Here is a 25567-nt window from a genome sequence, read left to right as displayed (position 1 = left end):
AGACATATGGCCGGGCGCGTGGATAGCCCGGTGGTGGCACTTAACCCTTTGCTTCGCATGGCGGCGATTGCCGGCGTAGAGGTTGCTGTCAAGCTCCATATTGCCCGGGGGGATGACCTCGATGCGCGGGACAGTGGAGGAGCTACTCCTCTGATGCTTGCTTCCGCACGAAGGAAGAAGGGTGTTGTACGGCTGCTTTTGGCTGCTGGAGCAGATCCGGGGCTGTTCGACCCTGAAGGCCGGGGTGCTCTAGTCTACGCGGAGAAGGGGGGATGTCCCGAGTGCATTGCTCTGCTGCGAGAGGCTCTAGACACTTTCGGCCCAGTGAATGAGAACAGGCTTTCCGACGAAGGGCTGTCGCTGTCAATAGCGCCGACCTCGCACCTAGCAGCGATAGCAGAGGTTTTTCAGGTTTCCCTTTCGGGCGAGCTAGCTAGCTGCGAATCGGTGGATGAAGCGGCCGTGGTTACGCCTCCTGGCAATGAAGTAGGTGCTTCCGACATCCTCCCCACTCTTGGGCTCTCTATCCCCGAGGTGGAATATCTCTCCGTTGGGCCTGTAATGGTCGTGGAAAAGGAGGCGCACTCAAGCTTTATCGATATTGACGACGAGCCTCTCGACTCGGACTTCGAAAGCGATTGGGTGGCGGAGTCGGAAGCAATTGCTCCGGTAGGTGACAAGAGAGTCATTGAAGGCTCCAGTGCACTTCAGGAAGTGATCGGTCGACATAAGGCGATCGACAACGATGAGGAATGGAGCGACGTAGAGCTGTTCCTTCCAGAAAGGGCTCTTCCGCTAGCAAGTGATGATAGGGAGAGCATTCGTGGCTTGCTCTTCCGAGGGCTCCGTGAAGGAACCGTATCCGAGGCAGCTCTCGCCGATGTATGCCGTGGGGCTGACACCTTCCGCAATAAAGAGACTGAACGTCTGCTGACTCTCGTTTTAGGCGATCTCGGCGTAGTGGTCGATGAATGGGAGGAGTTGGCTTGTCGGGTGGTGCCCAGTGAGCCGACGGTTGAAGAGGAGCTGCTACTGGCGGAGGCCTTAGATTTCACTGAAGATCTCGCCTCAGGTAGCAATGAGCCGCTGAGATACTACGTCAAAGGTCTCAAGGCGGGCCTGCTGTCAGCTGAAGAGGAGGTTTCTTTAGGTCGGGAGATGGAGGAGGCCGGCGCTCTGGCGTTGGACGCCCTCTCTTGCTGGCCCTTGGGGCTTTCTGTTGTCTTCGAGGCTGCAGACAGGGTGGCTCGCGGAGAGGCTGATCACAAGATATTTAGTTCCGAACAAGGAGGCGTTGAGGGTGACGAAGCAAATGTTGGGAATGCATCCTCTGACGAGGAAGTCGAAGATGAGGAATACACACTCGACTCAGACGCAGCCGCATTTGTTTCTGCTATCTCCGAAGCAAGATCTGCGGGTAGTGATCCAACCAAAATTCGCTTGGCACTTTTAGCCGCCGGTCTTTCCAGAGGGTTCCTGTTAGAGCTTGCGCGCAATGCGGAGGCTGACTCCGCGGCTCAATCCTTTATATCTGCAGTCCGGCGTCAGGCCGATGCAAGGGAGCGGATGACTCTCGCTAATCTGCGCCTGGTGTACTCCATTGCTAGAAAATATATGTGGTCTGAGCTTCCCTTCGACGATCTGGTGCAGGAGGGAAACATTGGCTTGATCAAAGCCGTTGAGCGCTATGACTGGCGGAAGGGGTTCAGATTTTCCACCTACGCAATGTGGTGGATTCGTCAGCATATATCTCGCGCAATAGACAACCAAGCCAGGACCATTCGTGTGCCGGTTCACATTCACAAAGATGCCCTGCCTATGTTGCGCCAGAGGGCTCGATATGAAAACAGGACGGGTAGTTCGGAAACCGCAATCGAGACCTCTCAACGAATGGGGATACCCATCGATAAGGTCAGGTTTCTCTTGGCGACATTTGATGAGGTCGTCTCGTTAGATGAGGTCAGCGAAGATACTGGGTTTCCTCGTATCGACACCCTGGTGGAGTTAGAGGCTTCAGATCCTGCTCTTGCAGCTGAGAAAGACTCTCTTCGGGAGCTCATTCTCAGCGTTGTTGGCGGCCTTGATGAGCGCTCTGCCGAGGTAATCAAGCTTCGCTTTGGTCTTGGGGGCGAGGAGCTCTTGACGTTGGAAGAGGTGGGGCTTCGATTCAATGTTACTCGCGAACGAGTTCGACAAATTGAATCAAAGGCCTTGGGGAAATTATCCATCCCTGCAAAAAAAGAAAATTTTGCCCTGTACATGGGGGATCAATTTGAGTGGTCGCGTCCCTCCGCGCCGCCTTCCTTCCCAGAGAAAATTTCAGAATCTCCCGAAAATAAGCATGCTCGGGGGATGGGGTGTGTTCAACAGCACACTGATCCGCTGAGGGATGTTTTCCAACCCGTCGAGCAGTCTGTTTCAGCGAGAAGCCATGAGGCAGTATCCGGGCGCCAATATGAACTGCATTCCGAGCTTCTCGAAGAGGCTCGAATGTTGGGGCTTATGGTAGAGGACGCTCGCCCCCATGGAGGGCAGATCCGCGTGTCGTTTTCGGCCCGGTCAGATGCGGCGATGCGCAGTATTGCCCGGAAGCTGGTGAATGCCGGATTTACCCTTCATCTAGGAAATACCTACGTCAAATGAACGTGAGAACCCGATTTGCTCCGCCACGAGCAGGGGCAATGCTGGAAGCCCTGCGTGGCCTTGGTTACTCGACAGCAGCTGCTTTGGCTGATGTGATTGATAACAGTGTTTCCGCTGGCGCATCAGTGGTTCATGTGAAATTCGACTGGGATGGTGAGAGAAGTCGGATCTCCATCTTGGACAATGGTCGAGGAATGGATGACACCGAGTTAGAGATTGCAATGACGCTGGGAGCCAAGAGCCCTCTTGATGAGCGTGAGCCTGGTGATCTCGGCCGTTTTGGGATGGGGTTAAAAACTGCATCCTTTTCTCAGTGCCGCTGTCTCACTGTCGCGTCTCGAAAGGTGAGTGGCCCAGTATCCTGTCTGCGTTGGGATCTCGATGCCATTGCGGCTTCACCGGACGACGGCTGGAGGATGTTTGAGGGGCCGACTCATGGTTCCGAAACTTTCGTTGAACCGGCCGAAGCACTCTGCTCTGGAACAATGGTTCTTTGGGAGCGGTTGGATCGAATCGTTACACCTGGTTATGACCTCGACCACTTTGCAGACTTGATAGACGATGTCGAGCTACGCCTAGCAATGGTCTTCCATCGCTTGCTGGAGGGGCCGAATCCGGTTTTCCGGCTGCTCATCAACGACAAGCTGGTGAGCCCTTGGGATCCCTTTATGGCAGGCCACCCTGCGAAGCCGTGGCATTCGCCAGTCGCTCAAATCCTTACACCTTCAGGCCTCGTTGAGGCTCAATGTCATGTTCTGCCGCACAAGGATCGCATCTCCGACGAGGAGTACTGTAAGGCAGGAGGGCCAGAGGGGTGGACATCCCAGCAGGGATTTTATGTATATCGCAACCGACGTTTGCTTCTGGCAGGTGGATGGCTCGGGCTGGGGCAGGGGCGCGCATGGAACCGAGAGGAGCCTCAAAGGCTTGCCAGAATCAGATTAGATATCCCTAACACTGCCGATGCCACTTGGAAGATCGATGTCAAGAAGTCGACTGCACGGCCTCCGGTGGCTGTGCGCCCATGGCTTACGAAGCTGGCTGAGGATACGAGAGAAAGAGCTAGAAGGGTCTTTGCATTTCGTGGCACGCCAATGCCAGGCCCAGGAGGTCTCAAGGTTGAGCAACAAGCATGGCGTGTCGAGCGACTTAAAGGTGGTGTGCGCTACCGCATTGACGAGGGGCATCCGGCAGTGGCTGCGGTAATCGAGTCGGTTGGCGGCAAAGCTGACCTTGTCCGGGCAATGCTGCGGGTCGTCGAGGAAACGGTGCCTGTCCAGCGGATATGGCTCGATACAGCCGAGAATAAAGAAACACCGCGAACCGGCTTTGAGGGTGAGCCCAATGCGGCCGTGATCGAGGTTGCAAGCGTACTGTTCAATGACTTGATCGAGCGTAAAGGCTTGAGTATCGAAGAGGCTCGCAAGTCGATGCTCAGGACGGAGCCATTTCAAAATTACCCAACGCTGGTCGCCAAATTAGGGGAGAGCCAATGACCTCAGCGGAAGAGGCAGCAGCGCAAGCTGAACTGCTGGAAAATGTTATTGCTACCGCACAGCGGTTGGTGAAGGCCGAGAAGGACAAATCCAAGATTACTCCGACCTTCATTGCCGAGAAGGTTCAGCTCGCGACGGCAATGTTCGCAAGCGATTCAGCGCATGCTGTAGATCAGGGTAAAGCCGTTGCCACTCTAATCCAGCGCTTCAGCCACTGGATCGGCAAATCGACCACACTCAGAGACAACGTGGGCCACATCGACTGGCTCACTGCGGCTCGCAAGCGCGATTGGCACTACTGGCGGCGCTACGGGGACTTCTTGGAGTCCAAGTTATCCGACACGGTAGTCGAAGGGCTCGATGAGGCCACCGACGACATCCTCGGCCTGCTGGAAGACCCTCAGCGGGGAGATGACTGGGATCGCCGGGGACTTGTCGTCGGGCATGTGCAATCCGGTAAGACCAGCAATTACTCCGGGCTTATCTGCAAGGCAGCCGACGCAGGCTACAAGATCATCATCGTGCTTGCGGGTATGCACAACAATTTGCGCTCGCAGACCCAGATGCGGCTGGAAGAAAGCTTCCTGGGATACGAGACGACTATCGATCGCGACCCGGGCATGCCCATTGGCGTGGCCGAGTTCGGCGAAGACTTGAAGACCAATTCTGCAACAACACGCGCGGAGAACGGTGATTTTAGCAAGGCCATTGCCAAACACTTTCACGGTATTTCGCCCGAGGAGCGGCCATGGCTTTTCGTCGTCAAGAAGCAGAAGACGGTCCTTACGGCCCTGCTGAACTGGATTCAAACGCGTGTGGCTGACAGTACCAGCGCGAGTGATGGTCGTAAGCTGGTGACGAAGCTTCCATTGCTGATGATCGACGATGAGGCGGACAACGCGTCCGTCGATACGGGCGAGCAGATGTTCAATGATGACGGCACGCCGGACGAAGAGCATCAGCCCAAGACCATCAACAGTCTCATTCGCCAAGTCTTGCACGCCTTCACGCGCAAGGCTTACGTTGGCTACACGGCAACACCTTTCGCCAATATCTTCATCCATCACAAGGGCGCGACGGCCAAGGAAGGCCCGGATCTCTTCCCCAGATCTTTCATTATCAACCTGGCCGCCCCTTCCAATTATGTGGGCCCCGCCCGCATGTTCGGCAAGATGACCAAGGAGGGGCGCAAGGGAGCTCTTCCCCTATCCCGGGATATTGCGGATCACTACGATCCTGAGGCGGACTCGGGGTGGATGCCGCCGAAGCACAATAAAGCGCATGTCCCTACTTTCAACGGACAAGAGAGCATTCCGCCTTCTCTGCGCGAGGCAATATACGCTTTCGTCTTGGCCTGCTCGGTGCGAGAGCTACGCGGTCAAGGGGATCAGCACAGCTCAATGTTGGTTCACGTCACTCGCTACGTAGATGTGCAGAACCATGTGGGAGAGCAGATCGAGGAAGCCGTACGTCGCATGCGCCAGAAGATCAGCCGCGGCATCGGCGCCGAGGAGCTGCTAGATCACTTGCGCAGGCTCTGGGACGAAGACTTTCTCCCAGTCCGTGACCAAGTCGCGATGCTTTCTCCGGTCGAGGAGTGTCCGCCAACCATGCCGAGCTGGGACGACATCCTCGCCGTCTTGCCCGAAGTGCTGCATGACATTCAGATCCGTTCGATCAATGGAACGGCCAAGGACGCGCTCGACTATGCGACACCCGGTGCGGCACTCAAGGTGATCGCGGTTGGTGGTGACAAGCTTGCCCGGGGCCTGACGTTGGAAGGGTTGTGTGTTAGCTACTTTGTGCGCACGACGAAGATGTATGACACGCTCATGCAAATGGGCCGCTGGTTCGGCTACCGCCCCGGATACCTTGACCTGTGCCGCCTCTACACGTCTCCCGACCTAGTGAAATGGTTCGGCCACATTGCCGACGCATCAGAGGAGTTGCGGGAAGAGTTCGACTTCATGGCTGAGGCCAAGCTGACGCCGGAGCAGTATGGGCTCAAAGTGATGTCGCATGAGGTGCTCACCGTCACCTCCCCCTTGAAGATGCGCAATGCGCAGACGCTTTCGCTGACTTACAGCGGTACCCGCCCGCAGACAATCCTGTTTCACCGCGATGCCAAGATTCAGCAGCAGAATCTCGACGCGACGGACGCCCTGATCGAGTCGCTTGCGGGGCCATGGGAGGACTCACCGAAGTATGGCCGCGATGGCGATCCGGACTCCTGGCCAAGTGCCCGCCTATGGAAAGATGTTGATGTATCCAAGGTGCTTGCGTTCCTTGGTGCGTATGTGACCCATCCGAATGCCACCAGCGCCAAGGCTGCAGTGCTGGCAGAGTTCATCACCAAGATGGTCGATACCGGTCAATTGAAGAAGTGGAGCGTTGCGCTGCTCGGCGGCGGCAATGGCGAAGGGGATCCGCACATCTTCCCCGGCGGCGCCCCTTCGAAGAGCTATTCGATTCGCAAGACTGAGGACTCCGTTGATCTCGAGAAGATCGATCCCAAGAATTTTGCTATCGGTGTACTCACTGACCCCAAGGATGAAGGTATCGACCTTGGCGATGGCACCTGGCGCGAGGCATTGGCTCTCACCCGCGCGTCTTGGAAACCCGACCCGGCGCGTGGTCGGGTCTCGCTGCCGAACTTCCCCAGCGGCAAGGGCATCCGCGAAGCTCGTGGAAAGCTCGGAGGTGACGTGGACTGCGGATTGCTTCTGCTTTATCCGCTCACGCCCTACTTCTACAAGGACAAAACGCCTGAGCGGCTCATCGTTCCCGGGTGGAACAAGCCCATCATGGCCTTCGCCATTGCTTTCCCCTCCAGCGACAACCCGATCAGCGTGGAGTACGAAGTCAACCTCCTGTATTGGATGCAAGAATATGGCCCGTCCGAGTGAAGAGTTCCTGCTGGCTTGGTCGTCACTATCCTGCAGTGACTCCATTCCAGGTTGGCAGGCAATTTCCCTATCTCCTGCGGGCCCCGTCGAAGTGCAGGCGGGGCGACGCTCGCCGGCCAACGCCGAGGCGATATTGTTCTGCTTTCCTACTGCCAGGTTGGCTCGAACCGAGAAGCTACCCGAGGGACAGGGTTTTTCGGTCGAGAAAGTAGATTCAACAAATGAGAGGGAGCTCAGGCTGGCGCTGACTCGCCAAACAGCCGGAAGCGTTGAACTTTTCGCTGCTATGGCTTGCGATGTGGCCGGAGCTATGGACGAGGCCGCCGCTGCTGGTGTTGCCGAGGCCAAGTTGTTACGGGTTTTAATCGGACGAGTAGTTGCTTGGCAGAAATTCATGTCGCGTGGCGCGAGCTCTCTCAGCCCCGAGGCAGAGCTAGGCCTGGCGGGCGAGCTTGCCTTCGTGATCGCTCTCCTAGATTCAGGAGTTCCTGCTGAAGAAGTGCTCAAGGGCTGGGTGGGGCCCGACGACGCCCCCCAAGACTTCCTGTTGGGAGACGGAGCAATTGAGGTCAAGGCGACGATGTCCTCGTCTGGCTTCCCGGTGAAAATAGGCTCCCTTGAGCAGCTGGACGACTCCGTGGCGTCGCCACTCTTCCTCGCGGCTATGCGGTTCTCGCGTGAGGAGGGGGGGGCCACCCTTCCAGAGATGGTCGCGGATATCGAGCGACGCCTTGACGGAGAACCAGGAGCGGCCATTTTCCTCAGAGAAAGGCTCATGGTTTCTGGATACTACGAGGGTCACTTGAGCCATTACACCCGTAGGTTCGAACTGAAGGAGAGGAGAGTTCTCTCTGTGTCCGAAGGTTTTCCTCGGCTGACTCCTGGAACCGTTCCCATCGGTATCAGTCGAGCTCTATACGAAATCAATCTGGAGCACGCCGGAGACTTCCTCTCGGATCTCGATGTGGCTCTGAGGCTACTAGGAGTAAACGGATGACCCTTGATGATTTTTTCGCTGAGACCAAGGGCGAGATAGCTGCTCAGATGAGTGACGGCTCCCCCTTTGCCGAACTCGTTTTTTCCGAAGTGGTGATGCAGCATCTTGTTGATGCAGGAATGACTTTTGAGCCAGTTGTCTGTCACTTTCAGGGAAAGGTTGGCAATGCGAATCTGCGCTTGAGTGGCTATGCCATGTCTGAAGATGCTGACCAGCTCGACCTGTTCGTCAGTCTCTACGAGGGTTTCGAAAGCCTGAATTCGATCCCCGATCAAGACGTCAAGACAGCGGCGGCCCAGTGTGTCCGCTTTTTGGAACTCTGTGCGGCGGGACGTATCGCCGATAAGCTCGACCCCTCAAGTGACGTCCATTCCCTTGCGCTGACGATTCGGGAAATTTATGACGGGCTTGAGCAGGTTCGCGTCTACGTACTTACGGACGGCATAGCCAAGTCGAAGAGTTTCAAGGCTCGAGATGTTGGTGGGAAGTCCGTGAAGCTTGAGGTCATGGACATTGAGCGGCTGTTCCGCCATCGCTCCGAAGGTAAGCCACGTGATGAGCTTGTTGTTGATTTCAATGAGGTGTCTGGCTCTCCACTACCATGCGTTTTCGTACCTGGTGAAACAGGAGACTATGACTATGCACTTACTGCTATCCCGGGTGAAGCACTTCGGTTTGTCTACGAGAGGTTCGGACCTCGTCTACTTGAGGCCAATGTCCGCTCATTCCTAAGCGTAAAAGCGAAGGGTGTGAATGCGGGGCTTCAGAATACCCTTCGGAATGCGCCGGAAAGATTCATGGCTTACAACAACGGGATTGTATTAGTCGCTGATGAGATGCGGCTTGATCGTGCCGCGGATGGATCACCAGGTATCGCTTGGTTGCGCGGTATGCAAATCGTGAATGGCGGTCAAACTACAGCCTCCATTTTCTTCGCCAAGAAGAAATATGCTGACACGGATTTGAGCAAGGTTCGCGTCCCAGCCAAAATCATCGTTATGAAGGAGGAGGATCCTACAAAAGAGGAAGCCCTTGTCTCCGATATCTCGCGTTATGCCAATAGTCAAAATGCTGTTCGCCAATCAGACCTATCGGCCAACAAGCCGTTTCATGTTGATATTGAGCGGCTGTCTCTTTCTGTCTACTGCCCTGATGGTACAGGGCGATGGTTCTACGAAAGAGCTGCAGGCAGTTACAACACTCTTCTTGCGCGTGAGGGTGTTACCCCTGCCAAGCTGCGCGCGCTGAAGGACTCAGTCCCAACCTCTAGGAAGATCACGAAAACCGAGTTGGCGAAGTACTCCAAGGCGTGGGATGGTCAGGCTGACGTTGTCAGCCTTGGTGCACAGAAGTGCTTTGATCGGTTTATGTCCGATATGACTGAGGGGGAAGCTGAAGGAAAGGTTTTCACTCCGGATGTGGCCTATTTTAAGGCTGTTGTCTCGAAGGCATTACTCTTCAAAGCAGTTCACAAGGCGGCACGACCATTGGTGCCGGCCTTTCTCGCCAACGTTGCTGCTTACACTGTCGCGGTGGTTTCCAAGACTTACGGCGAGTCATTTGATCTTGAGCGGATCTGGAGTAGACAAGGCGTATCTCCTCAGCTTGTTGAGCAGATCGAAATTTGGGCTCGGGAAGTCCATGACCGTCTCCATGACACCGCAAATGGCAGGATGATCTCCGAATGGGCGAAGCGGCCAGAGTGCCGAGAGGCCATGTTCTCTCGGCCATTCTCTGCGCCTTCGGTCGATGTCCCTGAGGCGCGCCGGGGAGGGCTGTGACAGATGTAGTAAACACACTGACTCGAAGCCGGATGATGTCGGGAATACGAGGAAAGGACACCAAGCCCGAGATGCTTGTACGTCGTGTCCTTTTCAAGGCCGGTTTTCGTTTCAGGTTGCACAGGAAGGACTTGCCCGGAGTCCCCGACGTGGTTTTTCCCAAATGGAGGGTCGCACTGTTCGTGCACGGTTGCTTTTGGCACATGCATCAAGGCTGTGCCAATGCAAAGATCCCTTCTACTCGCCCTGAGTTCTGGCGAAGAAAGCTTGAGGCTAATGTAGAGAGGGATCGCAGAACGCAGATCGCGTTGGCTGAGGCTGGCTGGCGAGTTGTCGTTGTCTGGGAGTGTATGACCCGAGACACTCAGGCACTGGCAGCATTGCCTGAAAGTCTGTCCTCTTGGATCAAATGCCCGGCGATATTTGGCGAGTTTTCCCTGCCCGATAAGAGTCTATGACCGCGGCAACGATAGCTGCAATTTTCCGAGCGAGAAGTGGTGGCACAGCGTTTCCGATCTGCGTGTACTGCTGTGTTCTGTTGCCTTCGAAGAAGTAATTGTCAGGGAAGGTCTGCAGTCGTGCAGCTTCGCGAACAGTCAAGCTCCGGCACTGACTCGGGTCGGGGTGTATGTAGTAATGACCATCTTTGGCTATGTGAGCGACAACAGTCGTTGATGGGCCATCCGCCATTTGAACCCTGAAACGGTCGCTAAAGGGGACTGAATCGGATGAGACGTTCTCATGCGCTGGCAGGAGCTGCTCGGGGAATTGGTGTATTTTGGGTGAGGTTCCATAGAGCTTTGCGAAGCTTGCTGCAAAAATATACCTGTGAAGGTCAGAGCGCATATGGCTCCTTGCCTCATGCTGCAGAACTCCTTTCAGTCTAGGGTCGAGGAACCACTCGCGCTGTTTGGCACTCATCTTTGGAGTTTCGCTCCAAGGTATGAATCCACTGCCATTAGAATCCAGTCGCTGTGCGTCGGCAGCTGCATCCCGCATGGTATCTAATAGGTCACCTCGGCCGGCTACGTAAGGGCGCAAAAGGATAGAGTTGGCCTCACCCAAGGCTGCAAGCCAGGCTTCAAGGGAATCCTTCCCCCTTGAGATCTTGCTACGTAGTGGGGGAAGCCCTGATAAGGCCTGCCCAACGGTAAAGGCTGTTTTGCTGGGTTCCAGTACTAGGTTTTGCGGGCGCTCCAACAGCGCGGGACAAGTCGAGGCGACATCAGCGCGAATACCGAACAGGATAACTCTGTGCCGTGCCTGCGGAAGGCCGTAGCGTTCTGCTTGGATGATGAAGTCGTGTGGCTCCAGTTTTTCCACATCATCAGGTACGACAAAGGAGCGGATGCGATACGTAAGATCGTCAGCAGGAGTCGAGAGGTCCTCGAGTATTTGTTGGAAGATGTGTGATCCACTGTGCTTGGAGGACAAGATGCCTTTTACGTTCTCCATGACGAAGATCGTAGGCTGGAATTCACGAATAATCCGTAGATATTCCTTGTAGAGAAAGTGCTTCTCGTCGCTCTCAAATTCTTCCTGGCTCTCGCGAGTCCGACGGGCGCGGCCGGCTACAGAGTATGCCTGACACGGTGGGCCGCCAATGAGAACCCATTCATTGGCACCATTCAGGGCTTCTCTAATCCAGTGGTCGACTTCATCAGGGGAGACTTTACCAAGCTCTGCGAGCTTCGCCTCTTTCGAGGCCTCCACAGCCTCCGCCGGGACATCCGGATGATTGAAAAGCTCTTCACGGGTTAACTCGCCCCGGATGTATTGGTAGTAGGCCTCGGGCACCTTGCCTTTGGGGAATGCACGGAACAATGCGCGAAGAGAAAGGGTCGCGTGAGCAATGGGGTCTTTCTCGATCGAGACACGAAGCTTGAACTTGCGTGTTCCCGTTTCATTCCCACCGATGGAGGAGAATCCCTCTCCGAGTCCACCCGGCCCCGCAAAGAGGTCGATGACCGGGATAGATTCCTTGTAATTCATTGAATTAGCCGATGCGCCCAAGGCGGAAATAAAAAGAGCGCCACAGCGCGCTCAAGAGGGGCGCAGTCTTCGAAAAGATGCGCATGACGTGTGGTAAATGGTACCGGTTCACCATGTGGTGGGCAAGAAATGAGGGTGACATGGTAAGCGAGGGTAGCTTTCCCTGCCGCCCACTCAACAGCCCTAGGTTTGCAACGTTTTGAGCTCGGATGGGTAGTGTTCCGCTGCCGATCCAAGTCCGTGCCGGGTTGCATGTAGAACGTCGCATTTCGTCGCAGCATGGCGATACACTCCGTGCCGCTTGAGTTACAGCCAGCCAACTACCAGTTGCCGCCTTACCATTGCCCCGTCGCCAAAAAAGGATTTTGAAGTTCAATGCTGACTGTACTGTCGCTGTTCGATGAGCGATCGCGTCCGAAGGGTACGCGAGATCCACTCGGGGCTGAGGCCATCTGGAGCTCCATCGGCCGCAAGCTGGTCGGTAACCTGACTACTGTCACCAGCAATCTCGACAACTTCATCGTGGCCTTGTTGTGCTGTCGCTATGCTAGTGAGTGCTCGGATAACTCGTGGGAGATGCAGGAGCATTTCCTGCGCTTCGAACAGCTTGCAGCGTATCTGCGCTGCCAGTCCGGCCGGGACAGCCTGCTGGGCATCACCCGTGCGCGCAATAACCTCGGCAAGTCGGAACTGAAGGTGCTACCCCTCGGCCGGGGCAGTCAATCCGAGATTCTCAGCAACCAGCTCAGTTACGGCCTCTGGGGACTCTATAGCACGGCTTTACAGTTGGCGGATCTGTTGGAGCCAGGTCAGCGCAAGCCCACTGCTGCGGGTCAGGAGTTCATTGATAGCCTGGTCGCTGGCCTGGGCAAGACAGAATGGACGGCACTGGTCAGAATCTGTCAGCGCAGAAAAGTCAGCCGAGTTGAGATCGAGAGCCATGCTCCCGCTTTTGCCGCGCTGCTCGGCCAGCAGTCGCTGCGCCAGCGCTTGGTCAACCTGCTGCTGGATGGCCGACTTGCCAGCCCGTTGCAGCGTGAGCTGTTCTTGCTGGCACACATCTATCTGGCGGAAGCGTCCGAGTGGGAGGTTTCGGGCTTCTGTGGCTGGTTGCAGCAGCGTGCCGGTATCAGTGACGAACTCAGGCGAGTCGTGCTGGCGATCCAGAGCATCGAGCCGTTGCTAGTGCTGGCCGCGACCATTTTCGGCTGGCTGCAGGGCCAGCAGAACTGCGAAGCCAGCAAGCTGGTAGAGGTGCTGCCCCCGCGGCTGGAGAACCTCGGGCTGCGCGATCACTGGATGCAATTGAGCGCATTGCCGCACCGCGACTTCCTGCAGAAGCTACACAAGTATGCGATTGCCGGTGACAGTCTGCAGGTCATCAATACCCTGCTCGAGCACAACCGCAGCATCATGGCAGGCCGCAAAGGTGCACCTTGGCTGGAGTGGGAGGGGCGGCGCCTGAAGGTGCGAGTGCGTAATGGCTGCGCCTTGCTGCCTGAACAGTTAGATGAGGCCAGCCTCGGCTGGCACAACACTTACTTCATCGGTTCCTTTCTGGCCATCGCGGCGGAGGCCGTCTGATGGAGCAGCTGACCATTAGTGAAGCCTTCGTGCAGCAATTGGCTGGCCGGAGAGTGTGCGCTGGCTTTTTCTCCACCTTCAGTTTCGAGCCAGAGTTTTTCGAGCTTGAAGTTTTGCCCCTGATGCTGGGCAATGATGTCTGGTCCCCTAGCGACGAACTGCGCTACGGCCAGCTGCAGCTGAAGATGCAGGAGCCCGAACAACCGGCCACTTACTGGGCCGTGGCCTACGACCGTGACATCTTCGAGTCGCAGGCCGCGCCCCGGCTGGAAGTGGACTACCTGCCCGTTAGTCTGCTGCCAGCCTGTCAGCATGCCAAGCTAAGCGTGCTACTGCTGGAAAACCCTGCTGAGGATGGAAAGTCGGATGCACCGCCCGACTACAGCATCCTGCTGTGTGCCGGCTCCTTTAACCTGACCCGAGCCGGCTGGTGGGAGAACCTCGAAGTAGGCCACTGGGTTGAGCTGGATGCACAGTATGCCCCGGCCAATATTCGTCGCCCGCTGCACCAGGCGCTGAGGTTCTACCGTAATGTCCGGCCAGCCATGCCAGTACAGGCACTGCAGCGCTTGCTGGACGCGCTTGAGGCGTTGCCGGAAACCGAGGCCGATTCAAACTGTAGTTTCTATTTTTCTTTCTCCGCCAATGGCCAGCATATTCAGTCGTTCCCGCAGTTTCTGGCGCAGGCCGAAGCACGGGGAACACTGGAAATCGTTAGCCCGTTCTTTGCCGAGGATGGTGACAATCGGGTGGTAGCGAGCTTGCTCGAAGCATTCAAGAAAGTTCAGCTATTTCTGCCCAAGGATGAGGCCGGCCGGGCGCTCATCCGCAAGGATGTCTATGGTGCGCTGGACGAACGGGTGGAGTGGGCTGAGTGGCTGCCGGAGATACGTCGGCAGTTGATGGGCGCTGATGGATATCGTCGGCTGCACGCCAAGATCTACCACTGTACGGGGCGAGATGGCTGGTACTTCATCGGCTCGGTCAACCTTAGTCAACAGGCGTTTAGTCGCAATGTCGAGGCGGGTTTCCTGCTGCATGGCCCGTGTCCAGCTCTGCTGCAACCGTTGGAAAGTGGCAGTGTACCGCAGGTTTTCGACTGCCCTGTCGAGGCGGATAGTCTGCTGGATCCTGACGCTGCAGTCATGCCGCTGCTACACCTGATCTTCGACTGGCAGGAGGCTTGTCTGTTACTGCTGTCGCCTGAGACTGGGTGTCTTTCCTTGCTCGATGCCAACTCTGACTGTATGGGCGAGCACGAGCTGCAGGCAGCGACACCGCTGAAGGTCAGCTTTACAGAGGGTCGACAGCTGTTTGCCCGCTCCAGCTTGGTACATGCCCGCTGGCAGCCCTCCATACAACCTCCAGGCGAACAGCCTGTCGCCAGCGGTGTGCTACTGGTCAGCCAGCGTAATCTGTATGGCCGCCCACTCGACATGCCGGGCATGGATCTGGCGGGCCTGTTGCGTTTGCTACATGCCATGGGGCATGAGGCGCGCATGTCCAGCATGAGTGCAATGCTGGAAGCTGCGCTGCGTCAGAACTTTGAGAATCCGGACCAATATCTCATTCAGACCGGTGATCTCCAGGGCGTGGCCAGCTTCTTTTCCGAGTTTTCCGAGGTCAATGGCGCATTTTGGGCGCTCGGCCAGCGATTGGAGAGGGCTTCGCAGGGCGGCGATAAACGCACCTTGGACTACTTCCTGCGCGGGGCCCAGCCCGACTCGCTGGCAGGTCTGCTGGCTGCGGTGCAACCGCAGCAGGGGGCGACTATTCCCGGTCTGATTGTGCGCTATCTGACCCTGCTGGGAATTGAGGAATTGCTGCTGCGTCATGCTGAACAGGCCGCTCCTGGGTTGTTGTCAGAGGTGCAACGCAGCTTGGCCACGCTTGAGCGCAACGAGCTCACCCCCTGCTTACAGGACGAGGGCATGGACGCCAGACGTTTCATCGACTGGTACCGCCGCCAGTTCCTCGCGGGGCTAGGTGCTCAAGCCAGCCCATGCGTGGAGGACGGCGATGCAAGCCATTGATTTGCAAACGGCCAAAAGGCTGATCGATTTCTCTGCTGGACGGGACGAGCTGCGCGGGCTGGGCGAGCAGCAACTAGAGGGCACGCTGGCTCTGCACAATAAGCTGGCACAGCATCGGGTTGCCTATCTGGCCGACGAGGTTGGAATGGGCAAGACCTATGTCGCGCTGGGAGTGGTCGCGCTCATGCGTCGCTTCAATCCGGATCTGCGCGTGCTGTACCTGCTGCCATCGGTCAACGTGCGCGACAAGTGGATGAAGGATTTCCACAGTTTCATTGAGCATAACTACCTTAACGACGACATCATCGTTCGGGGCATCGGCAGCCTGGCCGGACCGGCCGCACCTCAGATTACATGCGACAATCTAGCAGATCTTGTGCATGCGCTAGCCAGCAGTACCGCGCGTGATTACTTCATTTGCACTTCGGCTTTCAGCTTCGGTCTTGGCGCCACTGTCGCTGAATTGGAAGCCAGCCTTGATCGTCTGGTGGCCCTGCTGCCGCAGGCTCGCAACGAGGAGCAGATCCTCGGCGTGCGCCAGCAACTCAAGCGCTGCCGGGATGACAGCGGCGTGGAGGCCCTGAAGGAATCGGTCAAGCATTGCTGGGCAGCAGCCATCTACCGCGTACTGCCGCATTTCGATCTGGTGCTGGTCGATGAGGCGCACAACCTGCGCAAGTCCCGTGGCAGCAGTGCACGCAACCGCATGCTCGCTACTGCGCTGCTGGGGCAGGCGGGCGAGGCTTCCCGGATCAGGCGCCTGTTGCTGCTGTCCGCCACGCCCTACGACCGTGACCTATCTCATTTGCGCAACCAGCTGGCGCTTTTCGGTATGGAGCAAGCGGCAGCTTTGCCGGAAAGAGCCGAACTGCACAGCACTGAGATGCAGCAAGCGCTGCATCGGCTGATGGTGCGCAGGCTGAATGAACTTCAGCTGGACAACGTGCCGCATACCCGCAACATGTACCGCGACGAGCTGCGCACCGGCGACGAAGCTGAAGTGAAGATGGGGATCTCTGAACAATTGTTCAGTGCGCTGGTTCAGAAGCGGGTCAGTCAGCACCTGCAGCAGAACTTCGCAGGCCGTTTCGAGCTGGGTATGTTGGCCTCTTTCGAGAGCTACCTGCCTGGCCAGGTTCAATTCGATGGTGATCTACAAGAAGTGGCCATCAGCGACAGCAACCAGCCCGATGCCCGTGATCGGAACGTGGTCGAGCAACTGGTTCGTTCCTGGAAGGATACTTTTGATAACCGTCTTCCACCGCATCCGAAGATGAATTGGGTCAGTACTCAGCTGTCGCGCCTCGCCTTCGTAGAGGGAAGTAAGCAGCTCGTGTTCGTGCGCCGGGTAAGTAGCGTGAGCGAGCTGAAGGGAAAGCTGGACGAGGCCTACGATGACTGGTTAGCCCACCAAGTGGCACAAGATATGGCGGTTATGGCCTGGTTCGAGCGTTATCGCACGCAGTACTGCGAACGCTCAGGCGAAGTGACCTCGGAAGAGGCTGATGAAAATGGAGAGCCTTCGGCTCGTTCCGACAACTTCTTTACTTGGTTCTACCGTGGTCGCAATGCCGAGCTGAACGAGCAGCAGCCACCGGCGCTGGGTACGCTGCCCAGCTCGTTCCGCAATATGCTGGGTCGTACCAGTTGTTTATTTGAAGCTGGCTGGAGTCGTTTGCCCGGTATGCCGCGTAACCTGGTGGTCGACTGGTCGTGCTGGGTCGTCAATTCGAATGATAAGCCGTCGGCCCAGCGTCGCTTCCGGGTGGCTCAGTATGCTTGGCTGCAGACCGTGGCAAGTGTATGCACAGGGACCGCTGCGTCTTTGGTGGCAAGTCGCATCCTGCGCTATGCCTACCCAGACTGGTCCATCACTGATCCTCCAGGCATTGAACTGAATGACCTAAGCAGTCTGCAGAATGACCTCGATCGGCTCACTCTCTGGGATGACCTGCGCCAGCAACCCAAGCTGCAGACGCTGGCGCCGGAGTGGAGTGTGCAGACTTTTGAGCTTCTGAGTGGCGACGTAAAGCAAGCCCAGCACGAGCTCAAACGTCAACTAATCCATATGGAACTCATTGCGCTGGTTTGTCGTCTGGATCATCCATTTGTCGATCTATACAGCCTGCGTGGCGTGCGGCGCGATGAGGGCAATGCCGACGAGGCGCTAAGGGTTGCGTTCAGCGATCTGCTTGCCCGGCAAGCCGAGCAGCAGGGGCAATTCTGCTCCTGGCAAATTTTGCATGACATCGCTTGCAACCTGGATCTACTGGTCAAGCTCAACTTCCCGGCGGCCTGGCAAAAGTCCAGTACCGAGCTGACCCGCTACCTCAGTAATCAGATCAGTCCACTGCAGCCAATTGCTGGTGCTAGTGGTGAGAATCGTACTGAGCGAAGCCCACTGGCCCGGCGTTTTCGTATGCCCGGTTATCCTCGTATCCTGGTTTCCACAGATGTTTTTCAGGAAGGCGAGGATCTGCATACCTTTTGTGACAGCGTTATGCATTACGGCATTCCGCGTAGTCCGATTGCTCTAGAGCAGAAGGTAGGAAGGGTCGATCGTGTGGCCTCGCTGTCGCACCGACGCATGCTGGCTAACCAGCGCGATAGCGCCCGCCACTTTATCAAGGTGCGCTATCCGCATATTCGTCAGAGCCTGGAGTTCCTGCAGGTACGGGAGTCTGCACGCAGCTTGAACGACTTCATGCTCTCCCTTGGCCGCATCCAGACTGCTGGGGCGAGCGAGCGGGAGCTGCAAATTACACAGCAGCTAACCGATACCTCCCCGGTGCAGCCGCCACTGCGCGAGCGTCTAAGTAGCTTGTTCCCAGTACAGCCTGATGATCTAAAAGGCAGAAGCCAGCTTGCACAGATCGAGAACCATCAGACGGCCCTGCAGCGGCGGCTCCAGCACATACGTCAGAAACTGACGGCCTTGCTGGGTGCCCCACCGGAGGAGCGTCCTCTGCACTGGCGAACAGGTAATGTCGAGCTGGAGTTGCGTACGATCGCCGGTTTGCCGGAGCTGCTGCTATCTGCCAGCTGTGAACATGAAAATGCCCCCGGCTGGCTGGTCGACAGTGGCAGGGGGTGGGCCAGCAAGCGAATCGAGCGCATGCAGGAACTGCAGGCCGATCCGTTGCGCCGATTGCAGTTGCACTACAGTCGCGACCAAGGCTGGATGCTACGCGCTAATAGTGAAATCTATGCTGGCAGTCAGCACATCCTGCAGCATGAAGAGTTGCTCAGCTTGCTTGGCCGAACTAGGGGGGAGTCGGTAGGCAAGCCTTTGGCCGAATCGCTAAGTCTGCTGGAAAGCATGCTGGACAATCTGCCTTGCCCGGATGGCATACAAGTTCTACGCAGCAGCAGCCAGATGTTGTGCTACAAGTTTGAGCACTTGGGGCGCAGCCAGCGTGTGCGGGTAAAGGCTCGTCAGGGCCATGTGCAACTCAGTTCGCGGGTACTGGATGCCGCCGCAACCGAAGAGCTTGCAAGAGGAGGCGATAATCTGCTCGATTCGGCACTGGTGCGTTATACCCTCAGACGTAACGCTGGTTTCGACTTGGTGGACTTTCACGTCAACAAACAGGGTGAGCTCGCTGTGCGAGCCTGCCATCCGCTGCAGTGGCTGAACCGAGAGGAGCTGGGTTGCATAGCTTTACTGGTTGCTGCCGAGGCTGACCGGTTGGAGCACATCATTCGTGGTGGTGACGATCATGAGTGAGCCATGTCCATAGCTCGCCAGAGATCAGTCACCAGTACTTGGCTCAGTTGTAGCTAGGTCTTCGCGAGGAAGGTCAGCTTAGTATTGACCTTGCATAGCAAGCGCCAGACTAAGACGATGTGTTATCTCAGCGGCAAGTTTTTTGGGCTCTCGGATTTGTATTGATCCCGCGTGCGACAAGATCCACCAGCGTAGCTCCCAGCTATCCGTAACTGTAGCCACTAACACTGACCCATCGGCTTCATCTGTTAGGGTCATATCGTCTGATAGAGGCGTCTCCCTGAGCAGCCTAGCAAGCCCATCGTTGATCCAAGCAACGATCCTGGTCTGAGACGCAGTGCCAAATTGCATGGCGCCACTTTCTAGGTAGCTCCTCAGATTGAATTCGGCCGGCTCAGTAGCCACGATATCCAGCACCTGTGCAGAGCTGAATCTATGCAGGGCAAACTGGCGGACGTCCTCGAATGGCTCCACGGTGGCTAGCAGATAGGTCACTTGTCCGCGTTGCACCAGAGCCAGTGGATTAAGGGTGAAGTGATGTACCTGATCCTTGTGCGCGGCGTAATACACACAGCTCAGTTGCTTCTCATAAAGCAATGCTTCTTGAATCGTCTCGAGGATGCCTTCATCGACTGTCGGCGGTAAGAGCGAGAGATCTGGATGCACGCTGGCCACTTTACGAATCCATCGTGCTGCCGGTACCTCGTCGCTCAGGGAGTGCAGCTTCTGATGGGCTTGTCGAAAACGGGGTTCGAGGGCCTTCAACATGTGGTTGGGAATCAGCGCATGCAGGCTATCTTCAACCAACCTAAGTGTCAGAGCTTCGCCCAGGGAAAGGCCAGGCAGCTCGCTCGCACAACCTGGCATCCAATGCCACCCATAGGGCATCCCCTTGTCGTTGCATTGAAGAGGGAAGAGCTGAGAGAGCTCTAGCAGGTCGCGTTCGATAGTACGTTTACTGGAGTCATGCCCAGCATCTTGTAAACGCGTGTGCAGTTCCGTTGCGGTCAGCCCGGGGGCCTTGTTTGGAAGCAGGCGGAGGAGCTCCCACTGACGAGCCAGTGTGCGGCGAGAGGTATTACTAGGCACCCAAGCATTCCCGATAGTAGTGATTGAGTGAGAATGGAGGAAAGCTGACTGCCCAGGCAAGCGTCATGCTACTCGAGTAATCGGCATGGGCATCGACTCTATTCGATGCAGGCACGCTCAGCATCTATACCCGGCCAGGAAATCGTTCAATCTCTCCGAATAACAGGGCCTTGGCTGGCTCGTCGGGCAGTATCACGGTACTGAGAACCATGACCTCTAGATTTGGGCTGAACTCCTCAATAGCTTCTGTGAGCTCGCTTGTTTCGCCCAAGTTTGGCCACTCGTTGTTGATCAGCAGCAGATAGAGCGTACGGAAGCCTTGGCTTGGCAGTTGCTGCAGTGGCAATGGGTTTGAGTAATCAATATCGACCAGCTCGCAGCGAAGCTGTCGGCTGGTGCTGCAGCTCAAAAAACTTCGGAAGTCGGCATAGTCACGTCCGGGCCAATCTCCGCCGAAGGCGGCGTGGCGTATGTAGCGAACAATCTGCTCCGCCCACAGAGTGAATCCTGTCGAGGCAATGTGCAGGGTGGGGGCGACCTGGTAGCCCCTTCGCCCCAGGTCTCGTGAGCGGAGTGTCTGATCAATGAAGATCACACTGTCTGCACCATCCTCATCTGCCAAGTATTCCAATGGGGCGTTAATAACGAAGGAAATGTCGCTCGCCCCGAGCAAGGTGCGGCGCTCCTCCCACTCCAGTCGGGTATGCATGGACTCGCAGCGTGCGTGGAAATCCATCACGCGTATACGAAGTGGTAGTGGAGGAATAAAGCCGCTCAGGTCAGACATGGTCAGGACTCTTTCTCCGGCGATTTCATGCGCACGATCTTGCGCGCTTGAGCCTCACTCACCAGCCATGAGATGAGTTCTGGATAGTTCACGTCTCCCAGCTCAGCGATATTTTGCCGCGCCGCCTCCAGGCTGGCGGTCATTGCTTGAAGTGCTTGAGCATCGAGCATGCGGGAGAGCCCGGCTCGAGACAGGAGGGTTACAGGCTCCAGTAGGGCATCGAATGCGTCTTGCAGCACCACCAATCGTGACAGGCGGCTGAGTTGCTCCTGGATATGCGGTGGTGGCTCTGTTGTGCCAAGAAAGCCCGCCAAATTGATCAGTCGCCTGCCCAGCCTTTTACTGCCTGCAATGTCCTGCAATATGGCTTCTAGGTTTTCTTTAATGAGGCGATCCATGGGGTACTCCCTTCACTGCGGTGAAGGAAGCATGTCGCATAGGTGCGACAGAACGTGTCGCGCCTATTGGGGGCGCTTTACGATGGGCTGAATACTAGAAGCTTCAGGCCGTAGCCTGAGTAGTTGGTGGCCATCCAGCCAGTAGAGCTAACCTCCCGCCCTATGGCCTTGGCAACTTGTTCCATTACGTAGGCATAGTCGCCCCACGTGAAGCCGTAATTGGCTTCGATCACGAGCAAGGCATCCGGCGCAGAGTCGAGCGTCGCCAGTGGCGTGCTGGCTAGTAAAGAAGCGACAGCGGCAGTGGGGGTAGAACCCCAGCCTGCAGCTGTTTGGCCAACGGTCGAGCCAGGGGGCCATGGGGCAAAGCTGTCCCATTTTAGTCCGGGAATACCACGGATTTCACGAGCCAAGTACAGGCTTGCCCAGAAGTCTGTCAGCTCTTGTTGGCTTCGCCACTGATAGTTGCAGGCTTGTGGAGCGGTAAGCGGTGCGGCTTTCGAGAAATGATGGACATGAACAATGTCTGCCAAGCCAGACAGCTGTTCCCAAGGCACTTCGCTATCTGATGAGGTAGACAGCCAATGGAGTTCATCAAAGCGCTTGTCAGGCCAAGTCTGGTCCTGGCCAAGAGCAGTAAAGTTGAGCTGCCCGCAGCGTCGTCCATCTATTGGGAGAGCAGTGCTGCAGTGTTGAAGAATGCAGCTCACCAGCTGTTTGGCCTCGGCTTCCGTTGCCGCAATCAGAGCTACTTCGAAATTGCTCGTCCTTATCTCTTGGCAGTCAGTGAATTGGTGCTCCATGCTTTTGCGTGCGCTTTCGACGTCTTCCCCTAGCCCCAGCAGATGGTAGAGATAGTCGCGCGGTCGCCAGCCCTTTTTTCGATGAAATAGACGGCGGGAGCTGGTCATGATCAGCGCACCTGAACCGGTGCATTAATACACCTGTATCCAGGGTACTGGGCTTCAGCTGTGACCCGGGCCATTTCCGAACTGACGGCCAGGACGGTGAGCGTGAAGTTGGCGCGAGGCCCGGCATTGGGGACAACACGTTGCAGGAAGGCAGAGTAGGTTTTCATCGTCAGATCTCCTTGTTCAAATGGCAGGAGACAGGATGAAGGGTGCTTGCGACACTCTGTGTCGCAAGGGCTATTCGTTCTCGTAGAGCATTGCCATGCGTCTTGCCGTTGTTGCGATTTGCTCACGTAACTCCGTAGGCTCAAGTACTTCCAGATGCTCACCCTGACTCAGCAACCACAGATCCAGCCCTTGGCTGAGGTGCAGGCTGCCAGTCATCAACCACCAGCCATCAGCAGAGGCTTCCAGCTGTTGATCAGCGGTGAGTGCGTTCTCCAGTAAGCGCTCGTAGAGCGTGTGGCTCACACGGAGCTTCAGCTGGGCAGGTAAGTCCGTTTTCAGGCTCACCAAGCTTCTCTGGGCAGCGACAGAGTTAATGTCGTAGTCCTTGGGGGCCGGGAGATCTTCAAAGGTCGTGCGGGCTGAAAGAAAGCGATGCAGGGGAAGGGCGGCAATATTGCCTTGTGGCAATCCCTTGAAGATGCAGGACAGATAGATATTGGAGTCCTGATAGGACAGACCCAATGGTTTGAGATGTAGCAGCCGAGGCTCACTGGCTCCGCGCTTCAAATACTGGGCTTCAACGGTCGCATCGTCCAAGAGTGCTTGTTGTATCACTTCCAGTGTTTCAGGGTTCACAGTGCTTGGTGACAGGGTCACGAAGCGAGTGTTGCTGATGATCTTGCCTGAGCAATCCTGGGCTGGTCGTTTTCCCTTCAGTAGGGATGTTGCGTACTCCCGCAATGGGGTGAGCTTTTGTACCTGCGCCTCCATTCCGAAGCGAGCGGCGTGATCCATGATCATGACGAGATTCATCGCGTCGGTCGGCAACATGCTTAAGCGTGAAAGCGATTTCTCTGCCCACCATAGCTTGGCTTTGCCCTTAGGGCGGCTGTGCACATGGGGATAGTTCAGTTCGAGGTCACTCAAGTCTCGCAGGATGGTGCGCTTGTCGACATCAATGCCTTGGTTGGTCACGCGCTCGTGAATGGCGGAGCTGTTGAGAGCGTTTTCCTTGTTGGGGAGGAGGCCAAGTATCAAGTCCTGGCGATAAAGCTGCTCCATGAGGTCGTCCCTGTTCGTATGCGACATGAACTGTCGTAAAGCTGTTGAAAATGAGCTGACATGGTCAGTCACGAGACAGCAGCATGAGCAAATCTGCCGATGTGTTCAATCTGATGGATAGCCTTCTTGCACCAAGTGACAAGGTTGAAATCACCGAGCCTGGAGAGGTGCAACGCCTATATGCCGGTATCGGTATGCCAGCGTTACGGACAGCTGAGCTAGCCGAACAGAGTCGTTTGTTCACCTACCACGAAATCAAGGCTGCCAATCCGCTTCTGCGGTTGAGCGATCCGATCCGGCTTCGTCGACAGTATGAGCAGCTGCGAGCAGAGGCACTGCAGGGTGATGCTGATGCGCTAAACGACTTGGGTTGGCTTTGGCTCAACGGCTCCCGGTTAAAGCCTGAACCGCTCCTGGCCAGGCGCCTCTTCAAAATTGCAGCGGTGTTGGGTTCTTCAGAGGCGCTTTTCAATCTTGCGGATCAGGCCTTCTATGGCAAAGGTGTGAGAGCTAACCCGCTCTTGGCCATCGATTATTACGAGCAGGCTTTTGAGTCTGGTATTCCCTGTGCTGCGCAGGCTCTAGGTGGCTTGTATGAGCGCGGGGATGAAGGTGTGTGCATTGATCATGCGAAAGCCATCGCTTGGTATAAGCGAGGCGCGGATGAGCAAGACACGATGGCGTGTTTTCTTCACGGCCGGTTGGCTTTGGACGAGTCGTCCTCTGAATACAACCAAGCCATAGGCCTCTATTGGCTGCAGTGGGCTGCCATGAGTGGCGAGGTGCTTGCGAGTGAGCGGTTGGCTGATTTTTACCGCTCTACCTTCGACTCCCCACCTGACCGGGATGGCCGGCTGTACTGTTTCTGGCGAGATATGGCGATCAGCCAAGGGAGTAGGTTGGCGGAGGAGATGCTAGCGCTGGATGGGCAATGCCAATTGGCCAGTAATCGATAGTAGGATGCCAGCGCATGCTGGTTATACGGCTATATCGAGGCCAGAGTTCTGGTCCTGTATTTTCTGGAATGGAAATGGTTGGGGGAAGGAATGAAGTCCACAGGTCTATCAGCAAATCAACTTGGCTTCGCCCACTATTTGGCGGGGTTGTGGGACAAAAAAGAACAGCCTGTGGATCAAGATGGATGTGTCCTGGAAGTGGGGAAAGGCAGGATGCTTCATTGCTACCGCATTACTCGCTCCAGGCATTGGAAGCCTTGGCGAGCACGCGTTGCGTCACCAATTCAGCACTGGTGGTGCCGGTCTTTGGCGGAGGCTGCGCATCACTACTCCTGGCCTGACAGCCTACCGCCGGACTCTTTTGCATGCATCGCAGGACGTCTACGGCAGGCACTGTCTACGAGCGATGAAGACGCGGCCCGTCAGGCATGTTTGGACATTTTCACCTGGGGCGGGGTTGCGCAGAAGCCAACTGACAAGTCGCGAGTTTGGTTGGAGTTTCAGTACGCACAACGGACGCTCTGTCAGTCAATCAAGGAGGCGGTCCATCTTCTGCAGCCAGGATCTGCACTCAGCCTTGCGCCGTTCGATGGAAAAAGGCTTCTGATGAATGCGGCGATGACGAAAGTCTATGCCGCTGCGGACCCCGACAACATCATTATCTATGACGGGCGGGTAGGCGCTGCGCTAGGCCTCTTGGCTCGATACTGGCTCGAAATGACTGGCATCGGGAGTGTGCCAAATGATCTGGCATTTCGCTGGGGAGCGGGCCGTAGTGAGGTTAAGCGTGATCCATCGTGCAGGGGTTATCAGTTTTCCTCGTTGTATCTGCCCAGCACAAAAACAACTCATCAGGACGAGGTTTGGGGGACTCTGGTTCGTAAGAGTGGCGAAATTCTTAAGCAGATGAGCGCTCTTCGCGGGGATATCACCTCTATTGGCGACGTCGAAAAGGCTCTCTTCATGATCGGCTTCAATATCGAGCGTGATGTGCCGTCGTCACCGATACCTGCTGTGGTGGGATAGATAAAGTGGGC

General features: G+C 56.4%; 18 protein-coding genes. 11 read left to right on the top strand and 7 right to left on the bottom strand.

What is annotated here, in order from left to right; all coding sequences use genetic code 11:
• The first annotated feature begins 18 nt into the window (after positions 1 to 18).
• From A9179_RS12830 to A9179_RS12805, 6 genes are read left to right on the top strand one after another with little or no spacing between them, the layout of a single operon-like run.
• Entirely contained in the window at positions 19 to 2643 is a 2625-nt protein-coding gene (locus A9179_RS12830; RefSeq protein WP_223123209.1) for a sigma-70 family RNA polymerase sigma factor, read from the top strand.
• A gap of 38 nt (positions 2644 to 2681) precedes the next feature.
• Entirely contained in the window at positions 2682 to 4139 is a 1458-nt protein-coding gene (locus tag A9179_RS12825; RefSeq protein WP_187806393.1) for an ATP-binding protein, read from the top strand.
• A complete protein-coding gene (locus tag A9179_RS12820) occupies positions 4136 to 7045 on the top strand; it encodes a Z1 domain-containing protein (RefSeq protein ID WP_187806391.1) in 2910 nt (969 codons plus the stop codon). Before A9179_RS12825 ends, A9179_RS12820 begins: the two co-directional genes overlap by 4 nt.
• A complete protein-coding gene (locus tag A9179_RS12815) occupies positions 7029 to 8042 on the top strand; it encodes a PD-(D/E)XK motif protein (protein ID WP_187806389.1) in 1014 nt (337 codons plus the stop codon). The genes A9179_RS12820 and A9179_RS12815 overlap by 17 nt, the downstream gene beginning before the upstream one ends.
• The gene (locus A9179_RS12810; protein ID WP_187806386.1) at positions 8039 to 9823 is read left to right on the top strand and encodes an AIPR family protein; all 1785 of its coding nucleotides are present in this window, start codon (positions 8039 to 8041) and stop codon (positions 9821 to 9823) included. Before A9179_RS12815 ends, A9179_RS12810 begins: the two co-directional genes overlap by 4 nt.
• Complete coding sequence (locus tag A9179_RS12805) at positions 9820 to 10281, top strand: very short patch repair endonuclease (RefSeq protein ID WP_187806384.1); 462 nt, start codon at positions 9820 to 9822, stop codon at positions 10279 to 10281. The genes A9179_RS12810 and A9179_RS12805 overlap by 4 nt, the downstream gene beginning before the upstream one ends.
• On the opposite strand, the gene A9179_RS12800 is transcribed toward A9179_RS12805, so the two are convergent.
• Positions 10229 to 11815, bottom strand: coding sequence for a DNA cytosine methyltransferase (locus A9179_RS12800; RefSeq protein ID WP_187806381.1), 1587 nt, complete (start codon positions 11813 to 11815; stop codon positions 10229 to 10231). The two genes, A9179_RS12805 and A9179_RS12800, sit on opposite strands and share 53 nt — an antisense overlap.
• Before the next feature lie 375 nt (positions 11816 to 12190).
• Between A9179_RS12800 and A9179_RS12795 the strand changes: the two genes are divergently transcribed.
• The 3 genes from A9179_RS12795 to A9179_RS12785 are packed head-to-tail and all read left to right on the top strand — an operon-like array spanning position 12191 to position 19159.
• Entirely contained in the window at positions 12191 to 13399 is a 1209-nt protein-coding gene (locus A9179_RS12795) for a hypothetical protein (protein WP_187806379.1), read from the top strand.
• Positions 13399 to 15432 (top strand): phospholipase D-like domain-containing protein, encoded by a 2034-nt coding sequence (locus A9179_RS12790; protein WP_187806377.1) that lies wholly within the window; start codon positions 13399 to 13401, stop codon positions 15430 to 15432. The genes A9179_RS12795 and A9179_RS12790 overlap by 1 nt, the downstream gene beginning before the upstream one ends.
• A complete protein-coding gene (locus tag A9179_RS12785) occupies positions 15419 to 19159 on the top strand; it encodes a DEAD/DEAH box helicase family protein (protein WP_187806374.1) in 3741 nt (1246 codons plus the stop codon). Before A9179_RS12790 ends, A9179_RS12785 begins: the two co-directional genes overlap by 14 nt.
• A gap of 78 nt (positions 19160 to 19237) precedes the next feature.
• On the opposite strand, the gene A9179_RS12780 is transcribed toward A9179_RS12785, so the two are convergent.
• From A9179_RS12780 to A9179_RS12755, 6 genes are all read right to left on the bottom strand, one after another.
• Complete coding sequence (locus A9179_RS12780) at positions 19238 to 20248, bottom strand: helix-turn-helix transcriptional regulator (protein ID WP_187806372.1); 1011 nt, start codon at positions 20246 to 20248, stop codon at positions 19238 to 19240.
• Between the two features lie 124 nt (positions 20249 to 20372).
• Positions 20373 to 21035, bottom strand: coding sequence for a hypothetical protein (locus A9179_RS12775; protein ID WP_187806369.1), 663 nt, complete (start codon positions 21033 to 21035; stop codon positions 20373 to 20375).
• A gap of 2 nt (positions 21036 to 21037) precedes the next feature.
• A complete protein-coding gene (locus tag A9179_RS12770) occupies positions 21038 to 21433 on the bottom strand; it encodes a hypothetical protein (RefSeq protein ID WP_187806367.1) in 396 nt (131 codons plus the stop codon).
• Between the two features lie 77 nt (positions 21434 to 21510).
• Positions 21511 to 22344, bottom strand: coding sequence for a hypothetical protein (locus A9179_RS12765; RefSeq protein WP_187806364.1), 834 nt, complete (start codon positions 22342 to 22344; stop codon positions 21511 to 21513).
• A gap of 2 nt (positions 22345 to 22346) precedes the next feature.
• Complete coding sequence (locus A9179_RS12760) at positions 22347 to 22511, bottom strand: hypothetical protein (RefSeq protein WP_187806362.1); 165 nt, start codon at positions 22509 to 22511, stop codon at positions 22347 to 22349.
• A gap of 70 nt (positions 22512 to 22581) precedes the next feature.
• Positions 22582 to 23574 carry a helix-turn-helix transcriptional regulator gene (locus tag A9179_RS12755; RefSeq protein ID WP_262410583.1) on the bottom strand — a complete coding sequence of 331 codons (993 nt, stop codon included), beginning with the start codon at positions 23572 to 23574 and terminating at the stop codon, positions 22582 to 22584.
• Between the two features lie 83 nt (positions 23575 to 23657).
• Between A9179_RS12755 and A9179_RS12750 the strand changes: the two genes are divergently transcribed.
• Both A9179_RS12750 and A9179_RS12745 read left to right on the top strand, forming a co-directional pair.
• Positions 23658 to 24530: a tetratricopeptide repeat protein gene (locus tag A9179_RS12750; RefSeq protein WP_187806360.1), complete on the top strand. Its 873-nt coding sequence runs from the start codon at positions 23658 to 23660 to the stop codon at positions 24528 to 24530.
• A gap of 90 nt (positions 24531 to 24620) precedes the next feature.
• The gene (locus tag A9179_RS12745; protein WP_187806358.1) at positions 24621 to 25556 is read left to right on the top strand and encodes a hypothetical protein; all 936 of its coding nucleotides are present in this window, start codon (positions 24621 to 24623) and stop codon (positions 25554 to 25556) included.
• Positions 25557 to 25567: the final 11 nt, after the last annotated feature.

The sequence above is a fragment of the Pseudomonas alcaligenes genome (genome assembly GCF_014490745.1).
GTDB lineage: Bacteria > Pseudomonadota > Gammaproteobacteria > Pseudomonadales > Pseudomonadaceae > Aquipseudomonas > Aquipseudomonas alcaligenes_C.
The sequence above is the reverse complement of the archived record's forward strand: the minus strand, read 5'-3'. Positions and strand labels throughout refer to the sequence as shown.